15 protein-coding genes are annotated in these 17,151 nt (G+C 71.7%); 6 read left to right on the plus strand and 9 right to left on the minus strand.

Annotated features, from left to right (window positions below):
* The first annotated feature begins 96 nt into the window (after positions 1–96).
* Positions 97–771 carry an ICP22 family protein gene (locus tag NL114_RS06360; protein WP_254823954.1) on the plus strand — a complete coding sequence of 225 codons (675 nt, stop codon included), beginning with the start codon at positions 97–99 and terminating at the stop codon, positions 769–771.
* Between the two features lie 45 nt (positions 772–816).
* Positions 817–1,665: a glycerophosphodiester phosphodiesterase gene (locus NL114_RS06365; RefSeq protein WP_254823955.1), complete on the plus strand. Its 849-nt coding sequence runs from the start codon at positions 817–819 to the stop codon at positions 1,663–1,665.
* A 4-nt stretch (positions 1,666–1,669) separates the two neighbouring features.
* On the opposite strand, the gene NL114_RS06370 is transcribed toward NL114_RS06365, so the two are convergent.
* The 3 genes from NL114_RS06370 to NL114_RS06380 all read right to left on the minus strand — a co-directional run bounded on the left by NL114_RS06370 (position 1,670) and on the right by NL114_RS06380 (position 5,257).
* On the minus strand, positions 1,670–2,608 hold the full coding sequence (locus NL114_RS06370) for a HEAT repeat domain-containing protein (protein ID WP_254823956.1): 939 nt from the start codon (positions 2,606–2,608) through the stop codon (positions 1,670–1,672).
* Positions 2,609–2,709: 101 nt separating this feature from the next.
* Positions 2,710–4,035: a D-arabinono-1,4-lactone oxidase gene (locus NL114_RS06375; RefSeq protein ID WP_254823957.1), complete on the minus strand. Its 1,326-nt coding sequence runs from the start codon at positions 4,033–4,035 to the stop codon at positions 2,710–2,712.
* Between the two features lie 37 nt (positions 4,036–4,072).
* Positions 4,073–5,257 carry an alanine racemase gene (locus NL114_RS06380; protein ID WP_254823958.1) on the minus strand — a complete coding sequence of 395 codons (1,185 nt, stop codon included), beginning with the start codon at positions 5,255–5,257 and terminating at the stop codon, positions 4,073–4,075.
* Between the two features lie 150 nt (positions 5,258–5,407).
* Between NL114_RS06380 and NL114_RS06385 the strand changes: the two genes are divergently transcribed.
* The 3 genes from NL114_RS06385 to NL114_RS06395 all read left to right on the plus strand — a co-directional run bounded on the left by NL114_RS06385 (position 5,408) and on the right by NL114_RS06395 (position 8,026).
* Positions 5,408–5,593, plus strand: coding sequence for a hypothetical protein (locus tag NL114_RS06385; RefSeq protein WP_254823959.1), 186 nt, complete (start codon positions 5,408–5,410; stop codon positions 5,591–5,593).
* A gap of 57 nt (positions 5,594–5,650) precedes the next feature.
* On the plus strand, positions 5,651–5,875 hold the full coding sequence (locus tag NL114_RS06390) for a hypothetical protein (RefSeq protein ID WP_254823960.1): 225 nt from the start codon (positions 5,651–5,653) through the stop codon (positions 5,873–5,875).
* 153 nt (positions 5,876–6,028) lie between these two features.
* On the plus strand, positions 6,029–8,026 hold the full coding sequence (locus NL114_RS06395) for a MutS-related protein (protein ID WP_254823961.1): 1,998 nt from the start codon (positions 6,029–6,031) through the stop codon (positions 8,024–8,026).
* Positions 8,027–8,042: 16 nt separating this feature from the next.
* On the opposite strand, the gene NL114_RS06400 is transcribed toward NL114_RS06395, so the two are convergent.
* Both NL114_RS06400 and NL114_RS06405 read right to left on the minus strand, forming a co-directional pair.
* Complete coding sequence (locus NL114_RS06400; protein ID WP_254823962.1) at positions 8,043–9,509, minus strand: sulfatase; 1,467 nt, start codon at positions 9,507–9,509, stop codon at positions 8,043–8,045.
* A gap of 71 nt (positions 9,510–9,580) precedes the next feature.
* Entirely contained in the window at positions 9,581–11,335 is a 1,755-nt protein-coding gene (locus tag NL114_RS06405) for a glycosyltransferase family 39 protein (protein ID WP_254823963.1), read from the minus strand.
* A gap of 126 nt (positions 11,336–11,461) precedes the next feature.
* Between NL114_RS06405 and NL114_RS06410 the strand changes: the two genes are divergently transcribed.
* The gene (locus NL114_RS06410; protein ID WP_254823964.1) at positions 11,462–12,847 is read left to right on the plus strand and encodes a glycosyltransferase family 2 protein; all 1,386 of its coding nucleotides are present in this window, start codon (positions 11,462–11,464) and stop codon (positions 12,845–12,847) included.
* Between the two features lie 47 nt (positions 12,848–12,894).
* On the opposite strand, the gene NL114_RS06415 is transcribed toward NL114_RS06410, so the two are convergent.
* The 4 genes from NL114_RS06415 to NL114_RS06430 form a co-directional block, all read right to left on the minus strand.
* Positions 12,895–13,143, minus strand: coding sequence for a hypothetical protein (locus tag NL114_RS06415; protein WP_254823965.1), 249 nt, complete (start codon positions 13,141–13,143; stop codon positions 12,895–12,897).
* A gap of 74 nt (positions 13,144–13,217) precedes the next feature.
* Positions 13,218–14,468, minus strand: coding sequence for an inorganic phosphate transporter (locus NL114_RS06420; protein ID WP_254823966.1), 1,251 nt, complete (start codon positions 14,466–14,468; stop codon positions 13,218–13,220).
* 73 nt (positions 14,469–14,541) lie between these two features.
* Positions 14,542–15,348, minus strand: coding sequence for a TrmB family transcriptional regulator (locus NL114_RS06425; protein ID WP_254823967.1), 807 nt, complete (start codon positions 15,346–15,348; stop codon positions 14,542–14,544).
* A gap of 92 nt (positions 15,349–15,440) precedes the next feature.
* On the minus strand, positions 15,441–17,087 hold the full coding sequence (locus NL114_RS06430) for a DUF255 domain-containing protein (protein ID WP_254823968.1): 1,647 nt from the start codon (positions 17,085–17,087) through the stop codon (positions 15,441–15,443).
* Positions 17,088–17,151: the final 64 nt, after the last annotated feature.

A 17,151-nucleotide genomic window follows, 5' to 3' on the forward strand; every position in this document is an offset into this window, starting at 1 on the left:
CGTCGATGGCCGGCCTCCGGACCGGAAACCGGGTGTTCGGGGCGCCGACGGATTATTGAAGGTGGGCCACCGAAACCGAGCAACGAGGATATCCGGATGCCGAACAACGACGGCGAGGGAGAACGGGCCGACGGGGGCGTCGAGACCGTGGACTTCGACGCACTCGATGACGACGACCTCCCGGAGTGGGCGACCGAGGAGGCGTCGGTCTCCGCGACCGAGCCGACCCACTCCCCGGAGCCGACCGACACACCGGAACCTGGAACGGAGCCGGAATCGGAGCCGAACGACCCCGCCCCCGAGCGCGACGACGGGGCGGACGACCCCGTCGACGCGGCGACGGCCGTCAACTTCGCGAACGTGGAGACCGGCGCCAGCGCCTCCGTCCCCGTGGGCTGGTCCCGGATGGAGGCGGACTACGGCGACACCGGCGGCACCAGCATCGACCCCGACCTCGACGACGTGGACCCGAGCACACTCCTCGACGAGATCGACGACGGGGAGTTCCCGCGGCCGGGGGCATCCAACGCGGCCGGTACGGACGCCGCGGTACCAGCCGACGCGCCCCCGGCGACGACCGGCGGCGGGCTGACCCCCGACGACCCGGCCATCGCGTTCGGACTCGGGGCCGTCGTGATGCTCGTCGCGGCGATCATCTACGTCCTGCTCTCGACCACGCTTCCGCCCGCGGCGGCGGGACTGGCCATCGCCACCTGCCTCGTCGCCGCCTCCGTCGTCGGGCTCGTCTACGTGGCCGACCAGCGCTTCTGACGGGGCACTGTAGTTGAAGTGGCCACGGGCCGCCCGCCCAGGTAGATGCCCAGCCCCACGCTCGTCGCCCACCGGGGATTCGCCGGCAGCCTCCCACAGAACACCTCATACGCCGTCAGGCGGGCCGGTGCGCACCCGGAGACAGGGATGGTCGAGGTGGATGTCCAGCCGGCCGCCGACGGGACGCCGGTGGTGTTCCACGACAGCCACCTCGGGACCGCCCCCGACGGCGGCCCGGGGCTCACCGACCGCGAGGGTGTCGTCTGGGAGACGCCGCTCGCGGAGGTGACGGCCGCCGAGGTACTCGGCTCGGGCGAGACGGTGCCGACGCTGGCGGCGGTCGTGGAGGCCTGCCCCGGCGAGGTCCGGCTCAACGTCGAGCTGAAGAACCCCGGCACGCACGGCATCCGTCCCGGGGCGAAACTGGACGACGGCGCGCTCGCCACCCAGCGCGAGGTCTGGGCCCCGTTCGTCGAGCGCGTGCTCGACGACTGTACGGGCGCCGGCGTGCTCCTCTCCTCGTTCTGCGAGGCCGCGCTCGCGGTCGCGGGCGAGCGCGGTGCCCACCCGACGGCCGCGCTCTGTCTGACGAACGTCGCGGACGGCATCGCCGTGGCCCGCCGACACGACTGCGCGGCCATCCACCCGCCGGTGGAGGCGCTCCTCGCGGACGACCCGCGCGTGGACCCGACCGGCGACGCCGCGGGCGTGCCCGACACCCGTGACGCGGTGCTGGACGCGGCGGCCGACCACGGCTGGGCCGTCAACGTCTGGACCGTCCAGGAGTGGCACGAGGCACACCGGCTCGCCGCACTCGGTGTCGACGGCATCATCGCGGACTATCCCGGCGTGCTGTCGTCGGCACGCCCGTCACACCCGAACCGGCGGCAGTAACCGCTCACTCGTCCGAAGACGGGCGTGGAGTGTCGTCAGTCGCCCGCTCGGTCCCCCGGATGCGCTCGAGCGCCTCCACGGCGGCAATCCGGACATCCGCCTGGTTGTCCCGCTCCGCGACCCGTTCGAGGTCGGCCGTCGCGGCCGTGGAATCCAGGTGGCCCAGCGCCCGACACGCGTGGCGTCGCACGTCACCGTCGGGCCGGTCGAGCAGTTCGACCAGATCCGGGACGAGATCGCTGACAGCGGGGTCCCCGTCGACATCATCGTCGTAGAACGTCTTCCGCATCATCGAATGGACGACCGGACCGTTGGCGGCCAGTTCCGCGACCAGGCGAGACGTGAGCAGCGGTCGCTCCTGCTCGGCAAGCCCTTCACGCAGCCGCTCCCGTGCGCTCGCCCGCAGGTCGTGGTCGACGGTACCCGTCCGGAAGACGGCGAAGCCGGCCGCGACGGCAACGTTCGTACGGTCGTCGAGGCGCACAGCTATCGGGTGTGCAGGTCGGCCGTCGAGCCGCTCCTCCAGCCGCTCCTCGATATCCGGGCCGTACGCCGTGTCGGTGCCGGCGGCGAACCGACCGATAGCGGTCGCGGCCGCCTGCCGGACCTCGTGGTGGTCGTCTGATAGCGCCCGGTACAGGCCATCGACCACCGCGACGGCCTCGTCACCGGGTGGTTCCAGAGTGACGTGTCCGAGCGCGGTCGCCGCCGCGGCCCGAACACCGTGGTCGTCGTGCTCGAGCATGTCGGGCAGCGGGTCCACCGGGAGGTCGGCCCGCGTCAGCACCAGCAGCACTCCCTCCCGGGTCGACTCATCACTGCCCGCGAGCAGGTCCCACAGCGCCGTCGCGTTGTCCGCGGTCAGCCGTTCCGGGTGCTCTTCGACCCGTTCCAGCGTGGCCGCTTCCGCCGGCGTCAGGTCCAGGGCGTCGATGTCCGTCACGGCTCCACCCCATTGTCGGTCATCGGTCGTTGTCATCGACGAGCGTGCTTAATGGTGTTCCCGAGTGCTATCCTCGTCACGTCCCCCACTCACGTTCCCGGTCAGTCGTCGGTCGCGGTCGCGACGGTGGAGTCGGTCACGGCGTCACCATCCCCCTCGAACACGTCGGCGAGATGGTCGTTGAGGAACTGGCCCTCGGGGTCGAACTCGCGGCGGACCCGCTGGAACGTCTCCCACTCCGGGTAGAGGTCGGCGAAGTCGTCGGCGCCGTACCAGTGATGTTTCCCCCAGTGCGGGCGCGCGTCGTACGGCTCCAGCGTCGCGGCGCAGTCCTCCAGGAACTCGCGGTACGGCTTCCGGTGGAAGGTGTGACAGGCCAGGAACACCGAATCGCGGCCGTACGCCGGGGAGATGGGCAGGTCGTCGCCCGCGACGGTGCGGAACTCGACGGGGAACTGGACGCGATGCTCGAGGACGGTCTCGCGGAGGTCGCGGAAGGCGTCGACGGCGTCGTCGGCGGGGACGCCGAACTCGCTCTCGTTGAAGCGCACGTCGCGTTCGGTCGCGTACACCTCGTGCGAGGGCCCGACGGCGTGGTGCTCGTCGAACGTCGCGACGGTGGCGCGGTTCAGATACGGCGTCGCGGCCCGGGGGAGCGCGGTACCGAGCCGGCAGATGCCCTCCCACGCGAGGTTCTCGAGGCGCTCCTCGTACGCGGGCGTGGGCTCGTCGGGCGTGTCCGGGTCGACCTCGTTCAGCGTCTTCACCCACGCCGTCCCCGTGTGCGGGAACCACCAGAACTCGAAGTGGTCGTGCTCGGCGCGGTAGCGGTCCACGTCCGCGAGCACCTCGTCGATGGGCGCGGTGAAGTTGTGTTCCGCGAGTTTGTACGCCGGTCGCACCGACAGCGTCACCTCCGTGACGACGCCGAGCGTGCCGAGCGAGACACAGGCCGCGCGGAACGCATCGCCATCGTCGGGTGTCAGTTCACGCGTGCCGCCGTCGGCGGTGACGAGACGCAGTCGCTCGACGGTCGTCGCGATGACGCCGAACTCGTCGCCGGTCCCGTGCGTGCCGGTAGCGAGCGCGCCGGCGACGGACTGCTTGTCGATGTCGCCCAGGTTCTCCATCGCGAGGTCGTGCTCGGCGAGCGCGCGGTTCAGGTCGTGGAGGCTCGTGCCCGCCCGGACCGTGGCGGTCCCGGCGTCGGGGTCCACGTCGACGAGGCCGGTGTACTCCTCCAGCGAGAGCAGGACGTCGTCGCTGGTGGCGACCGGCGGGAAGGAGTGGCCCGCACCGACGACGCGGACGGTGTCCTCGGGGCCGGCCGCCCGGAGCGCACGCTGGATGTCGGCCAGCGTCCGCGGGTAGTGGACCGAGGAGGGCTGGCAGGTCGCGCTGCCGGACCAGTTGGACCACTCCATCATCGGTGCGTCACCTCGTCCGTCGCGTCGCTGTCTCGGGTCATAGGAAGCAGGTCTCGTCACCTCGGTAGGTCGGCACGGTCTCGACAACCTCGTCCCCGCGGACGAGGTGGAGCCCGCGGAACGACCGGCAGAGCTCGCCGGCCTTCGCGTGGCGCATCACGACGGGGTCGCCGTAGTCCAGCTCCACGGGCCCGTCGTAGCGGACGGGCGTCTGGACCTCGCCGGCACCCTCCTCGTCGAGCAACTCGGCGCCCGCGGGGAGTTCGGGCGCGGGCGTCTTGTCCTCGCCCGGCGGCCCGCTGGCGACGTAGCCGCCGCCGCGACAGGTGTAGATAGAGGGGTCGGGCTCCCGCGTCACCTCGATGGCGTAGCCCGCGGCCGGGTCGTGCTGGAAGCGGTCGTACCAGTCGAACAGCCGGGGGGCGTAGAAGCCGCTCCCGACGGTGACCTCCGTCACCCACGGGTCGGCGACGGTGAACTCGACGCTCCCCGTGCCGCCGCCGTTGACCAGGTGGATGCCGTACTCGTCGTCGAGCGCGCGGGCCACGTCCTGCCGGCGCTTGCGGAGGATGGGCTTCGAGCGCTCCTTCAGCCGCCGGATGACGGCGTTCAGCGCCGCCGAGTTCGACGGGTCCCGGTCCGGAAGGCCCGCGATCTGCGCGTCGTAGCCCATGATGCCCGCCAGGTCGACGCCCTCGGCCGCGTCGATGGTCGCCGCGAGGTCGAGCGCCGTCTCGGGCGAACGCACGCCGGAGCGCTTCACCCCGAACCACTGGGTGAGGTGCTCGGTCGACATGTCCACGTCGATGCACAGGTCGAACTCGATGCCGGCGTCACGTGCGGCGGCCGCCGCGCGTGTGACGTGCTCGTCGCAGTCGACCATCAGCGTCACGTCCGCACCCGCCGCCACTGCGTCGGCCGCGGGGTCCAGTTCCGCCCGGTCGAGGACGGGGTAGGCCACCAGCAGGTCGTCGAAGCCGTGCTCGTAGAGGTGCGCGGCCTCGCGCCCGGTGTAGCACATCAGCCCGCGGATGCCGGCCGCGTCGGTCACGCGGTCCAGGACCGCGCGACACCGCACGGACTTCGAGGCGACCCGGACACGGGTCCCGGCAGCCCGGTTCTGCACCGTCTCGATGTTCGCCTCCAGCGCGTCGAGGTCGACGAACGCCGCCGGGAGCGGGACGTCCGCCAGCGCCGTCCGGTACGCGTCGTACGTCTGCACGTCCCGTCGGTTGGTACCGGACCCCCTACTGGTTTCCCCCACAATGAACGGGCCGTCAAGTGTGACGCACCGCCCAGGCGTGGGGGCCGCCACGCGAGGGCTGCCGGGACCGGGAAGGCTTAGTGTGCAAGGGCAATGGTACCAGATAGCATGGATATCGACACGGAGGTCGGGGAGTCAGCGGTCAGCGTGTACGTCGACGGGACCCTGGCAGGGACGCTGGACCGGGAGTGGTGGCAGGACTGGAGCAGCCGCATCGACAACGAACCCGAGGAGTGCCTGGCCTCCTGTCTCTCCTCGGCGGACGACGACCTGGGGCGCGCACTGGAGTCCTGACGCGGCGACGGTTCGACTCCGTCAGCTACGAGTGACGGGCGGCCCCACCGCGAACCGATGTCCGCCACCGCCCTCCGCCTGCAGCTGTTCGGTATCGCACTCGTCCTCTACGGCGGCTTCTACGACCTCCAGCACGCCGTCCTCGGGTACAACGACCCCGGCGGCGACGCGAGTCTCGGCGCCTACGTCGTCACGGCCGGGATGTTGCTGGTGTTCGTCGGGCTGGTCGCACCTGCGCTCCGGGCAAGCGACGGCGGAGACGCCCAATCCCGTGGCGAATAGCCCAGACACCGTCCGAGCATCGCCCACAAGTATCTAAATTCAGATACTATCAGACTACACCTCGACTTCCGGCATAATTCGCTGTTCCCATCGGATAGCCGGGAGCGGTCGGACCCGCTACCGTTTTGGGCCGTCCACTCCCCACGACGCCCAATGGACGTACGCGAGGTGCCGGGCGTCGGCGAGAAGACCGCCGACCGCCTCGCCGAGCTGGACGACCCGGAGGCCGCCCTCGAAGCGGGCGACGTGGCCGCCATCGCCCGCGCGCCGGGCATCAGCGACGGCCGTGCCGCCCGCATCGCCCGCGCAGCCATCCGCCATCGCCACGGCGACGACGGCGACTTCCTCGCGACCGACCGCGCCCGGGAGCTGTACCGCGACGCGCTCGACCTGCTGCAGGACCGGGCCGTCACCGACTACGCCGCCCGCCGGCTGGAGACGCTGTACCCGTCGGCCAGCGAGTCCCGCATCGCCGAAGCGCGGGAGTTCACCGAGCGCGCGATGGCTCGCGACCCGGAACCGGAGGTGCTGGAGGCGCTGGCGGGTGTCGAACCGCTCGAACAGCCCGGCGACGTGCGGGTCCGGGACCGCTGTCTCGCGACGAGCGACGCCGAGACCTACTCGGCCGCACGCGACGCCATCCCGGAGCTGAGCGTCGAACTCGTCGACGATGCCCGCGCCATCGCCGAACTCGCGCGGGGCTACTCGACGGTCGTCGTGCTGGACGAGCAGTTCGCCGGGGTCGAGGTGGAGGGCGACGTGCGGGTCGAGCCGCGGGCGCTGGATGACCCGGCGAGCATCGTCCCCGAGCGGACGCTGGCGTTCTTCGCGCGCAACCGCGGCCCGCTCCGGGCCGCCGCCGCCGTCGCCCGGGCGGCCGACCTCGACGCGCCGCTGGACCCGGACGGCCTCGACGACGCGCTCGCCCAACTCAACGAGGACGGCACCGTCGCCGGCGACGAGCGACTCCGGAAGCTGACCGACGCCGTCGACGACCTCGACGCCGCCGTCTCGATGGCCGAGAGCGTCGCCAACGACCGGTTGCGGGAGGCCATCGAGGACCAGGACGTGACCGTCGAGGGCGCGGACCTGCTCTCGCTCGTCGAGCGCGGCGCGGGCGTGGACTCGCTGCTGGAGCGTGAACTGGCCGACGAGTACGCCGCGGCCGTCGACGCCGCCCGCGACCACCTCGTCGACGCACTCGGACTGGACGACTACGCCGACCTCGCCCGGCGGGCGTTCGGCGACGAACCCACGTTCCCGGTCGAGCACGACGAGCGCGCCGTCTCGCGGCTCCGCGAGGAGCTGACCGCCGCGCGCGACCGTCGCGCCACGGCGAGGAAGCGCGACCTCGCGGCCGACCTCGCGGACCTGCGCGAGCCCGCCAACGAACTCGTCGACGACGCGCTCGAACTCGACGTCGAGCTGGCGGTCGCACGCTTCACCCGCGACTTCGACTGTACGATGCCGGCGTTCGTCGAGGACGGCGACGGCTTCACCATCGAGGGCGGGCGCTCGCCCTTGCTGGACGTGCCGTTCGACGCGGTCGAACCCGTCGACTACGGGGTCGCGGGCGTGGCGCTCCTCTCGGGGGTGAACTCCGGCGGGAAGACCTCGACGCTCGACCTCGTCGGGCTGGTCGTCATCCTCGGACAGATGGGCCTGCCCGTCCCGGCAGAGTCGGCCGAGCTGGAGCGGTTCGAGGCGCTCCACTACCAGGCCAAATCGCAGGGCACGCTCGACGCCGGCGCGTTCGAGGCCACGCTCCGCGAGTTCGGCGACCTCGTGACCGGTGGAGACCGCCGGCTTGTCCTCGTGGACGAGCTGGAGTCCATCACGGAACCGGGCGCGAGCGCGGTCATCATCGCCGGCATCCTGGAAGCGCTCGCCGAGGGGGACTCGACGGCCGTCTTCGTCTCGCACCTCGCCGCCGAGATCCGCGCGGAGTGTGCCATCGACGTGACCGTCGACGGCATCGAGGCCGTCGGGCTGGCGGACGGCGAACTGGTGGTCGAGCGGTCGCCGCGCAAGGACCACCTCGCGCGCTCGACGCCCGAACTCATCGTCGAGAAGCTGGCCCAGAACGGCGAGAACGGAGGGGAACGGGCGTTCTACGACGACCTGCTCGCGAAGTTCGAATCCGAGGAATGAGGCGACCACACCGGGCTCAGAGGTCGCGGTCCCGGTAGCCGAGCCGCGCCAGCCGTTCCTGCACGGCCGCGGCGGGCTCGTGCCGCTCGGCGTCGTCGGTCGCCGTCGTCCTCTCGGTCGTCGCGGCGAGGTCGGCCAGGTGGTCGTCGATGGCGGCCGAGAGCTCGGGTGCCGCCTCGTCGACCGCCTCGGCGGTACTCGTCCCGAGCCGGTAGGTCGTCTCCGTCCCGTCACGGCTCCCGTCAGGAGCGAACAGCCGCCGGACGACCTGCCGGTCGCCGTCGATGGCGGTGACGTGGTACGGCGTCGCCTCCGGGTTGCCGCGGTAGGCGAACACCGACCGGTCGCCGTCGGTCGGGAGGTCACGGACGGAGCGGCCGACGAGCCGGTCGTCGCCCGCCACGCCGGCCCCGTCGAGCAGCGTCGGGACGAGGTCGACCGCCGAGACGGCCGTCTCGATGCGGTCACGGGGCTCCTCGTTCCCCCGGTCGTGGACGAGACAGGGGACGTGGACGAGCGAGCCCAGCGGCGGACCGCCGTGCCGGAGCAGCCCGTGCTCGCCGAAGGCGTCGCCGTGGTCGGAGAACAGGACGGCGAGCGGGTCGTCCAGCGCGTCGAAGCCGTCGAACAGGCGCCCGAGGTGGCGGTCGAGGTACTCCGTCTCGCCGTGGTAGAGGCGCCGGAAGTCACGCATGTCTGCGGCGCTCATGGCGTCGGGGTCGTTCCCCTCCGAACGGCGCATCAGCCGGACCGCACGCCGGCGGGAGAGGCCCTCGGAGACGGTCCCCTCGCGCGGGAGGTAGGGGACGTGCGGGTCCATGTAGTGACACCACGCGAAGCGCGGGCCGTCGGCGCGGCCGAGCCAGTCCAGCGCACGGTCGGTCAGGTCGGCAGCCGAGGTGTACGGCTCGCTCCCGGCCCACATCGAGAGCCAGCGGGCCTCGCCGTAGCCACGCCGGAGGGTGCGGGCCGGCACCGAGTCGTCGGGCAGCCGCCGGGCGAGTCGCTTGAGCCGGGCGACGGGGCCGTCGGCCGTTTCGGCCGCGTCGGGGGCGGTCGTGTCCCCGCCGTCGGCCGACCCGTCGCCAGCATCGCCCGCGCCGTGGCGTCCGACGACCGCCGCGGGGTCGTGGATGCCGTCGTCGAAGTGGTCGAAGCCGCGCTCGTAGCCGGTGCCGAGCGAGAGGTAGCCCGCCGAGTGGAAGGCGCCGGTCCGGTAGCCGGCGTCGGCGAACAGTTCGGCGACGTGCGGCCGCCCGGCGAGCGACTCCTCGCCGGCGTACGCCCGCGGACTGGTCCCCGTCAGGATACCCGGGAACGCCATCTTCGTGTAGCTCCCGACGGAGAACGCGCGGGCCGCGACCGTCGTCGCCGGATGGGCAGCGAGGTGGTCGAGCGCCGGCGTGGCAGGTGCCCGGTCGGCCATGAACCCGACCGTGTCCGCCCGGAGCGAGTCGACGGTGATCAGCAGCACGTCGCGCATCGGCCGACCCGAGGCGGGGCGAGCCATTAGTCCCGGCGAATGCCCGGGCACCACGGGCGGCGCCGGGCGCGTCACAGGAGGTGGTTCCGGCAGTCGAACGCCGACCGCGACGGGATCGAGCCGTTCGCGGCCGTTCGCTCGGCGGCCGTTCGGCGCTCGTAGCGCGTCACCTCGATGGAGACGTACGACCGGTTCCGCGCCGGACGGTGGGTCTCCCGGACGATGCCGCGGAGCCGGCGCTCCTCGCGGTCGGAGATGTGTGCCAGGACCGTCCAGACCGTCGAGCGATTGTGGACCGCCCGCCGGATGACATCGGGCGGGGTCGGGGACACCCCCATCGCCGACTGCACGTCGATGACGCCCCTGACCGCGAGGTCCTCGCGGTCCCGGTAGCGGTCGTAGGCGACCATCGTGAGACAGCCGTCGACCAGCACGAGGTCGCCCGGGTCGGCGCGCGACTCGACGGTCCCGACGGCCTCCTCCCACTGGTCCTTCCCGTCGGTCGTGTGGTACGCCGCGACCGACGGGACCAGCGCGAGGACCAGCAGGGCCGCGAGCGCGACCCGGAGTGCCAGTGCGAGGCGGTCGCGCCGACCGTCCCTGCCGCGTCCACCCCCATCGGCCGCCGCCGGCGACCCCGTACTGGTCGCCCGCCGCGCATCCAGCCACGCCGCCACACGGTCCGCCAGCCCGACGCCGCCGCGGGCGACGAGCAGGTAGCAGGCCGGCGCGGCCGGGAGCGCGTAGCGATACCAGAACACCGGCGTGATGAGGTAGGAGACGGCCACGAGGACGACGACCGGGACGGCGGCCCAGCACGCGAGGAGGAGGGTCGAACCCGTCCCCCGCGTGACGCGCCGGCGCCCCGTGGCGGCCGCGGCGGCGGGGACGAGTGCGGCGACGCCGAGGAGCGCGAGCAGGCCACCGACCGCGACACCGACGCCGGGCGTGGGCCACGCGCCGAAGAAGGCGAGCAGCGAGCGCGCGACCTCATCCAGCCCGGGGCGCGAGAGGTAGCTCAACGGGACGCCCTTGGCGAACTCGCGGGCCGCCGCGACGACGAGCGGGACGAGCGAGAGCGCGACGACGGCGGGCGCCCGGCGGTCGCCGGCCACGCCCGGCCAGCCGTCCGTGTCGAGGCCGCGGCTGTCGAGGCGAGCGGCGAGCGCGAGGTAAGCGAGGCCACCCAGCACCCCGAGGCCACCGAACGGATGGACGTAGGCCGCGCCGACCGCCGTGACGACGTAGCCGGCCGCCCATCGTAGCTCCTCGCGCCTGAGCAGGCAGTAGTACGAGGCCACCGTCAGCGCGGTCAGCATCGCGTACATCCGGACCTCCTGTGCGTAGTAGAGCTGGAAGCGCGAGCACGCGGTCACGGCGAGCGCCAGCAGGCCGACGCGGCGGTCGAACAGCCGGCGGCCGAGCCCGTAGACGAACGGGAGCGCGGCGACGCCGAAGACGGCGGAGAACGTACGGAGCGCGGCGTCACCGCGGCCGACGACCCCGGCCCAGAGGTCCAGCAGGACGTAGTACGTGGGGAGGTGTGGCTGTTCCCGGGGGATCGCCGTGACGAGTTCCAGCGTGCCGAACCGCCGGAGCAGGGCGGCGGTGATGGCCTCGTCGACCCAGAGGCTCTCGGTCCCGAGTCCGTACAGCCGCAGGGCGACGCCGACGACCGTGACCAGCGTCACCGCGAGGGCGTGGCGCGGATGCGCACGGACGACGGCAGCGGTCCGGCGCCACCGCTGCGCGAGTCGCCGCTGGAGGGCACGAGGGAGCGCGGAGCGGCCCATCTCGACGGGGACGAGACGGTCGGGGCGTATCAACGGCCCGGAACGGTCTCGAGCCGGGTCGGAAGGCTCCAGGCGGACGAATACGATGTCCCTGTTCGTGCAACTGCTCGCGGCGACGTATGAAAACCACTATGGGCAGGCACCGGGATAACAACCCCAATGAAAGTCAAGACGGCGGATGCGGCCGGCGTCTCCCTCCGCAAGGCCCTCATATATGGGGTGACGACGGCCCTGCTGGTCGGCGCCCTCACCCTCCCGGCGCTGGTCTCCGTCGCCTACGAGCGGACCCTCCGGACGGTCCTGCTGGTGTTGCTGCTGGGACTGGTGGGACGAACCTACCTGAGTTCGCTGCTCGCGTTCGCACGGACCGAGCCGCCGGGCGGGCTACCCGACGACCTGCCGCTCGTGAGCGTCGTCATCCCGGCGTACAACGAGGAGCCGGTCCTCGCGGACACCATCGAGGCCGCGCTGGCGCTCGACTACCCGCGCGAGTGCCTGGAGATCGTCGTCTGCTACGAGGCCGACTCGACCGACCGCACCGGCGAGATCGCCGAGCGCTACGGCGCCGAGCACGACGCCGTCAAGGCCGTCGAGCGGGACGAGCCCGGCGGCGGCAAGGCCAAGGCGACCAACTACGCGCTCCAGTACGCCACCGGTGACCTCATCGCTTCCATCGACGCCGACCACGAGTTCGCGCCCGACGCCGTCACGCGTGCGGTCCGGTGGTTCGAGAGCGACGACGACATCTGGTGCGTGAAGGGTCGCTGCTTCGGCCGGAACCCGACCGACTCGCTGCTCGCGCTCCACGCCACCGTCGAGCGCCACATCGCCGAGCTGGCCGACCTGTTCGGCCGGCAGGTGTTCGGCGGCTTCACCATCTTCGGCGGCGGCCAGGCGTTCTTCCGGGCCGAGATGTTCGACGAACTCGGCATGTTCGACGAGGACGTCCTCGTCGAGGACATCGACATGTCGGCACGCATCCACGCCCACGGCAAGCGCCTCCAGGTCGACCCCTACATCCTCACGTTCGAGGAGAACCCCGCCACCCTGTCGGGCTGGTGGAGCCAGCGCTCGCGCTGGGCCCGCGGCTGGATGCAGGTCGCGGTCCGACATCTCCTGCCGCTCTCGCGTAACGGGACGCTGAACCTCCGCCAGCGCGCCGACGCCGCCTACACCTTCGGCTACGCGCTCCTCCCGGTCCTCCTCGTCCTCGTGGCGCCCCTGTTCATCCTCGACCGGTTCGTCCTCGATGCCTCGACCTGGCTCCCCTACGACGACTACCTCTGGGCCGCCATCGGCCTGGGACCGGTCGTCTGCTCGTATCTCATCTTCGCGCGGGACTGGCGCGAGGGCTACTCGCACCACCCTGCGGAGTACCTGGCAGCGTTCACGCTCTGGTTCTACTTCTTCTTCCAGAGCATCGTCTACGTCGTCGCCTTCCTCGACGAGTTCGTCTTCGACACCGAATCGGTGTACGTGACGACCTCGCGGTCGGGCGCGCCCGAGGAACCCGACCCGGAGCACTCGCCGACGACGGACGACTAGCACGAGTCCGAACTTTTTCGCGGTGGCTCGGTCCGGGGGATGCCGAGCTAGTAGTTCCGCCGTCGGCCGAAGGTCCGGGTCACGACGCGCCCGGAGACGATGACCATCCCGAGGATGGAGATGAACAGTATCAGCGCCGCCGTGCGGTTGACGAACCACGGGACCTCCGTGTACCGCAGGACGGCGTACATCGCCGCGATGGCCAGGCAGAGCCCGACACCCAGCACTGTCTCGGCGGTTCGCGACCGATACCACGGTCTCGGTGCTGGGAAGGACTCGGCGTCGGGTGTGGTCATGGGCGACACATCTCGCCGATATCTAGGATTGGACCGCGAATGGTTTGGGTGTAACGGCTAGCCGAACGGTCCGCTCACAGGATCAGCAGGAACACGGGATACGAGGCCGTGACCGCGAGCGCGGGTGTCAGCACCCACATCGAGGCGATGCGTTTGGCCGCCCCGGCGTCGAACAGGCTCCGTTCGTCGAGGTCCGCGGGCCCCTCCGCGCCGACCTCCGGCACGTCCGGCACCTCCTCGGGCGGCTCCGCCGGCTCCTCGTGGCGTGCGATGTCGCCGATGGTCGGGCCGGTGGGGGCCTCCTCGACACGCGAGGTGACCAGCGCCCCCGTCGAGACCTCCATGTCCGGGCGCTCGGGCGTCGGGGTCGCCAGCTCGGCCAGGGTCGCCGCCCGGCTCGCCCGGCCCCACCCCAGCCCGATGATGGTCGAGGTGGTGCTCACCGCCAGGCTCGCCGGGATGCCGAACTGGGAGAGCACCGTGATGACCGTGCCCCCGACCACGGAGACGATGAGCGAGGCCAGGATAGGCAGTTCCGTGATGTCGTCGCCGACCGTCGCCAGTGTGCGCCGGGCGATGGTGAACCCGCCCAGCCCGAAGGCGAACACCGCGAGCAGGACGCCCTGGTCGACGGTGAGGGGCCCCTGTGCGCCGACGAGGGGCGCGACGGCGTTGGCCGCGTTCGACGCGCCTGCCGAGAACGCCATGTAACAGCCGATGACGACCACGGAGAGCGACCCGACCACGTCACGGGGGGAGGCGTTCCGGTTGAACCGGGGGCGTGGCACCCGCCCGGAGCGGTCGAACTGGACGAGATGGAGGTCGAACTTCGTGAACGCGACGTAGCGGTCGAGATACGGGTAGACGTAGCGACCGACGACGACGCCGACGGTGAAGCTCAGCAGCGGTGCGACGATCCACGCCGAGACGATGACGAACATGAGCGCCTGGTTGAGCGAGTCCGTGGCCAGGCCCAGCCCGACGATGGCACCGACGGCGGTCATCGAGGTCGACGCCGGGACGCCGTAGAGGTTCGAGATGAACAGCGACAGGCCCGTGAAGAAGAGGACGACGACGCTCGTGAGGGGGGTGAACTGCATCGCCGGCACGATGCTGCTGCTCATCGTCGCGATGACGTTCCGGCCGACCGTCCACGCACCCAGGAAGGCGAACACGAGGAACAGCGCCGCCGCGGTCCCCTTCCGGACCAGCCGGGACCCGACCGCCGGGCCGAACGCCACCCCCGTCGAGGACCCGCCGATGTTGAACCCCACGAACACGGCCACGACGATTCCGGCCACGGTCAGCACGGTCAGCGACACCATGTTGTACCCGGGTCGGCATTGAGAGGGCCCGGGATATAACTCCCGGAGCCGCCCCGAGCCAGCCGGAGGCCCGCTACAGCACCAGTTCCTCGGCGGCCTCCCAGCGCGGGTGGAACTCCTCGCGGACGCTACCGGCGAACTCGCGGTCCTTCAGGTTCAGCATCGCGAACACCTCCTCGGACTGGAGCGGGTGTGGCACCTCGATGACGACCTCGTTCCGGTCGACGAGCGTGAACGTGCCGGAGACGTCCTCGACGGTACGGACCTCGAAGCCGTCGTACTCGGAGAGGGTCTCGCGGTAGCGGTCGCCGAACTCCGGCGGGAGCGTCGGGACCAGCGCGGGCTTCATGAGGAAGTCCACATCCACGCCACGTTCCAGCGCCTCCTGCAGGCCGTCGAGCAGCGCGTTGCCGACCTCGCGGATGTCGAAGTAGCGCTCCGTGTACGTCGAGAGGACGATGACGATGCGCGAGTCGGCGGCCGCGATACGTTCGAGCAGGAGGTCGGCGGCCTCGTCGGCGCCGACCGCGGCCGTCCAGAACCGCTCCTCGACCGGCTCCGCGGTCTCCAGCTCCCCCTCCAGCTCGTCGACGATGGACTCGTACTGGGTGGCCTTCTCCTCGAGCTCGCGCTTCTTGTCCTCCAGCAGCCGGTCCAGCGCCGTCTCGGGCTCGACGGCGACGTACTTCTTCGGCCGGCTCGCGGACTGGGACCGGACGAGGTTGTACTGCTCGATGCTGTTGAGCACGTCGTAGATGCGCCCCATCGGCACGTCGCTCACCCGTGACAGCTCCTTCGCCGTCGTGGGGCCCGTCTTCAGTAGCGACCGATAGGCCCGTGCCTCGTACTCCGACAGTCCGAGGTCCCTGAGACTCGCCATACCCGTTGCTGAACGGCGACACCTATAAACACCGAGGAAGTTTACCCGTCTCGTCAGTTGTTTACTCGATTCCGGCGCCGAGCCGGGCACCGTCAGTCGAATTCCGCGACGACGGCCGCCATCTCGGCCGGTTCGCTCGCGGGCTCGGAGGTCGACTCGCCGCGGTGTGCGACCGCGTCCTCGCGGTCGCCCGGAACCACGACCTTCTCGTGGTCGGCCACGCGGAGCGCGGCGCGGTGGAGGTCGCTCCCGGCGGGCGGCGTCTCGACCACGAGCGGGTCGTTCACGTGCCGGGCGCAGGCGGTCGCGTAGCCCGCCACCTCGACACCCATCCGGCCGGCGGCGCCCGCGAACGCTTCGAGCGCGGCGGCGGCCGCCTCCCGGTACCGGGCCTCGCCGGTGAGCACGGCGAGGTCCAGCAGGCCGTCGGCGGCCTCGACGTTCGTGTCCAGCGGGCGGAGCGGGCGGTCCAGCAGGCCCGGCCCCTCGGCGGGACCGTCCCGGAACGCGCCGGTGTCGTCCTGCAGGTCGAGCATCGCGTCGGCGACCGCGCGGGCAGCGTCGAGCCAGCGGTCCCCGCCGAGGACCTGCGCCGCCGTCGTCAGTCCGGTGAGGAGGCGGGCCTGGTCGACGAGCAGGCCGGCCTCGACCGTCTCGCCGTCGTCCGCGGCCGCCGGCGGGAAGTGCGTGACCTCGCCGTCGTCGACGAGTTCGTCGAGCACCGTCTCGAGCGCGCGCTCGGCGTAGCGTGCGGCGGGGGAGTGGTCCGTGACGGCGTGGTATCGGAGGAGCGCGTCGGCCACGAGGCCGTTCCGGTCGGCGAAGACGGTCCCGTCGACGTGGGGCGGGTCGGCGTCCTCGCGGGCGCTCGCCGAGAGGGTGAAGTAGTCGCCGCCGGCCTGACTGCCCGCGAACGCGCCGCGCTCGCCCGCGTCGTCGACCCAGAGGTCAGTCGTGAGGTAGTCGACGGTGGCCTCGGCGGCCTCGCGGTACGTCTCCTCGCCGGTGTAGAGGTAGCCGGCCGCGAACGCACGGACCAGCGCGGCGTTCTCGTCGGTGAGCTTCTCGCGGTGGAGGCCGGACCAGTCCCGGCTGTCGGCGTAGCGGTAGAAGCCGCCGTCGTAGGTGTCGAGCAGGTGGGCGTGGATGGCCTCCAGCGTGCGTGTGGCGTGGTCGCGGGTGCGCTCGCGCTTGGCCGCGAACTCGACCGCACGGGGGAGCGGGAACTTCGCCCCCTCACCCCAGCCGCCGAACTCCTCGTCGAAGCCGGCGGTGACGCGGTCGACCATGTGCGCCTCGACCTGCGAGGTGACCTCGCCCGCGGGCGGCTCGTCGTCCAGTGCGCGGGGGACAGAGCCCGCGCCCGTCCCCTTCGCGTCCCAGGTCCGGCGCACCGAATCGAGGATGTCGCGGAACCCCTCGAGCCCGAGATAACCCGCGGCGGTGAGCACCTCGCCGTCGGGCGTGAGGAAGGCGGTCGCGGGGAAGCCCCCGACGTTGTAGCGTTCGCGCACCCGCGGGTGGCGGTCGGCATCCACGCGGACGGTGACGAACCCGTCCTTCAGGTGTGCGGCGACGCGTGGCTCGGCGTACGTCTCCTCGTCCATCGCCCGGCAGTGGGTGCACCACGGCGCCGTCACCGACAGCAGCACGGGCCAGGTCCGTGCGTCGGCGGCGTCGAAGGCGTCGGTACCCCACTCGCGCCACTCAACCAGCGTCTCTGCGGCGGCCTCGTCCATATCCGAGCGAGGGGAGTCCCGGTGGAAAGGGTGTCGTTCGGGGGCGTGCGGTCCCGTTGGGAAG

Source organism: Haloglomus halophilum (assembly GCF_024298885.1).
In the GTDB taxonomy this organism is placed as follows: Archaea; Halobacteriota; Halobacteria; order Halobacteriales; family Haloarculaceae; genus Haloglomus; species Haloglomus halophilum.

Bases quoted from the DNA above. Each gene is read 5' to 3' on its own strand.
- NL114_RS06430 (WP_254823968.1), bottom strand. From the start codon at position 17,087: ATGGACGAGGCCGCCGCAGAGACGCTGGTTGAGTGGCGCGAGTGGGGT.
- NL114_RS06365 (WP_254823955.1), top strand. From the start codon at position 817: ATGCCCAGCCCCACGCTCGTCGCCCACCGGGGATTCGCCGGCAGCCTC.
- NL114_RS06390 (WP_254823960.1), top strand. From the start codon at position 5,651: ATGTCCGCCACCGCCCTCCGCCTGCAGCTGTTCGGTATCGCACTCGTC.
- NL114_RS06400 (WP_254823962.1), bottom strand. From the start codon at position 9,509: ATGCGCGACGTGCTGCTGATCACCGTCGACTCGCTCCGGGCGGACACG.
- NL114_RS06425 (WP_254823967.1), bottom strand. From the start codon at position 15,348: ATGGCGAGTCTCAGGGACCTCGGACTGTCGGAGTACGAGGCACGGGCC.
- NL114_RS06410 (WP_254823964.1), top strand. From the start codon at position 11,462: ATGAAAGTCAAGACGGCGGATGCGGCCGGCGTCTCCCTCCGCAAGGCC.
- NL114_RS06375 (WP_254823957.1), bottom strand. From the start codon at position 4,035: ATGATGGAGTGGTCCAACTGGTCCGGCAGCGCGACCTGCCAGCCCTCC.
- NL114_RS06415 (WP_254823965.1), bottom strand. From the start codon at position 13,143: ATGACCACACCCGACGCCGAGTCCTTCCCAGCACCGAGACCGTGGTAT.
- NL114_RS06395 (WP_254823961.1), top strand. From the start codon at position 6,029: ATGGACGTACGCGAGGTGCCGGGCGTCGGCGAGAAGACCGCCGACCGC.
- NL114_RS06420 (WP_254823966.1), bottom strand. From the start codon at position 14,468: ATGGTGTCGCTGACCGTGCTGACCGTGGCCGGAATCGTCGTGGCCGTG.
- NL114_RS06360 (WP_254823954.1), top strand. From the start codon at position 97: ATGCCGAACAACGACGGCGAGGGAGAACGGGCCGACGGGGGCGTCGAG.
- NL114_RS06385 (WP_254823959.1), top strand. From the start codon at position 5,408: ATGGATATCGACACGGAGGTCGGGGAGTCAGCGGTCAGCGTGTACGTC.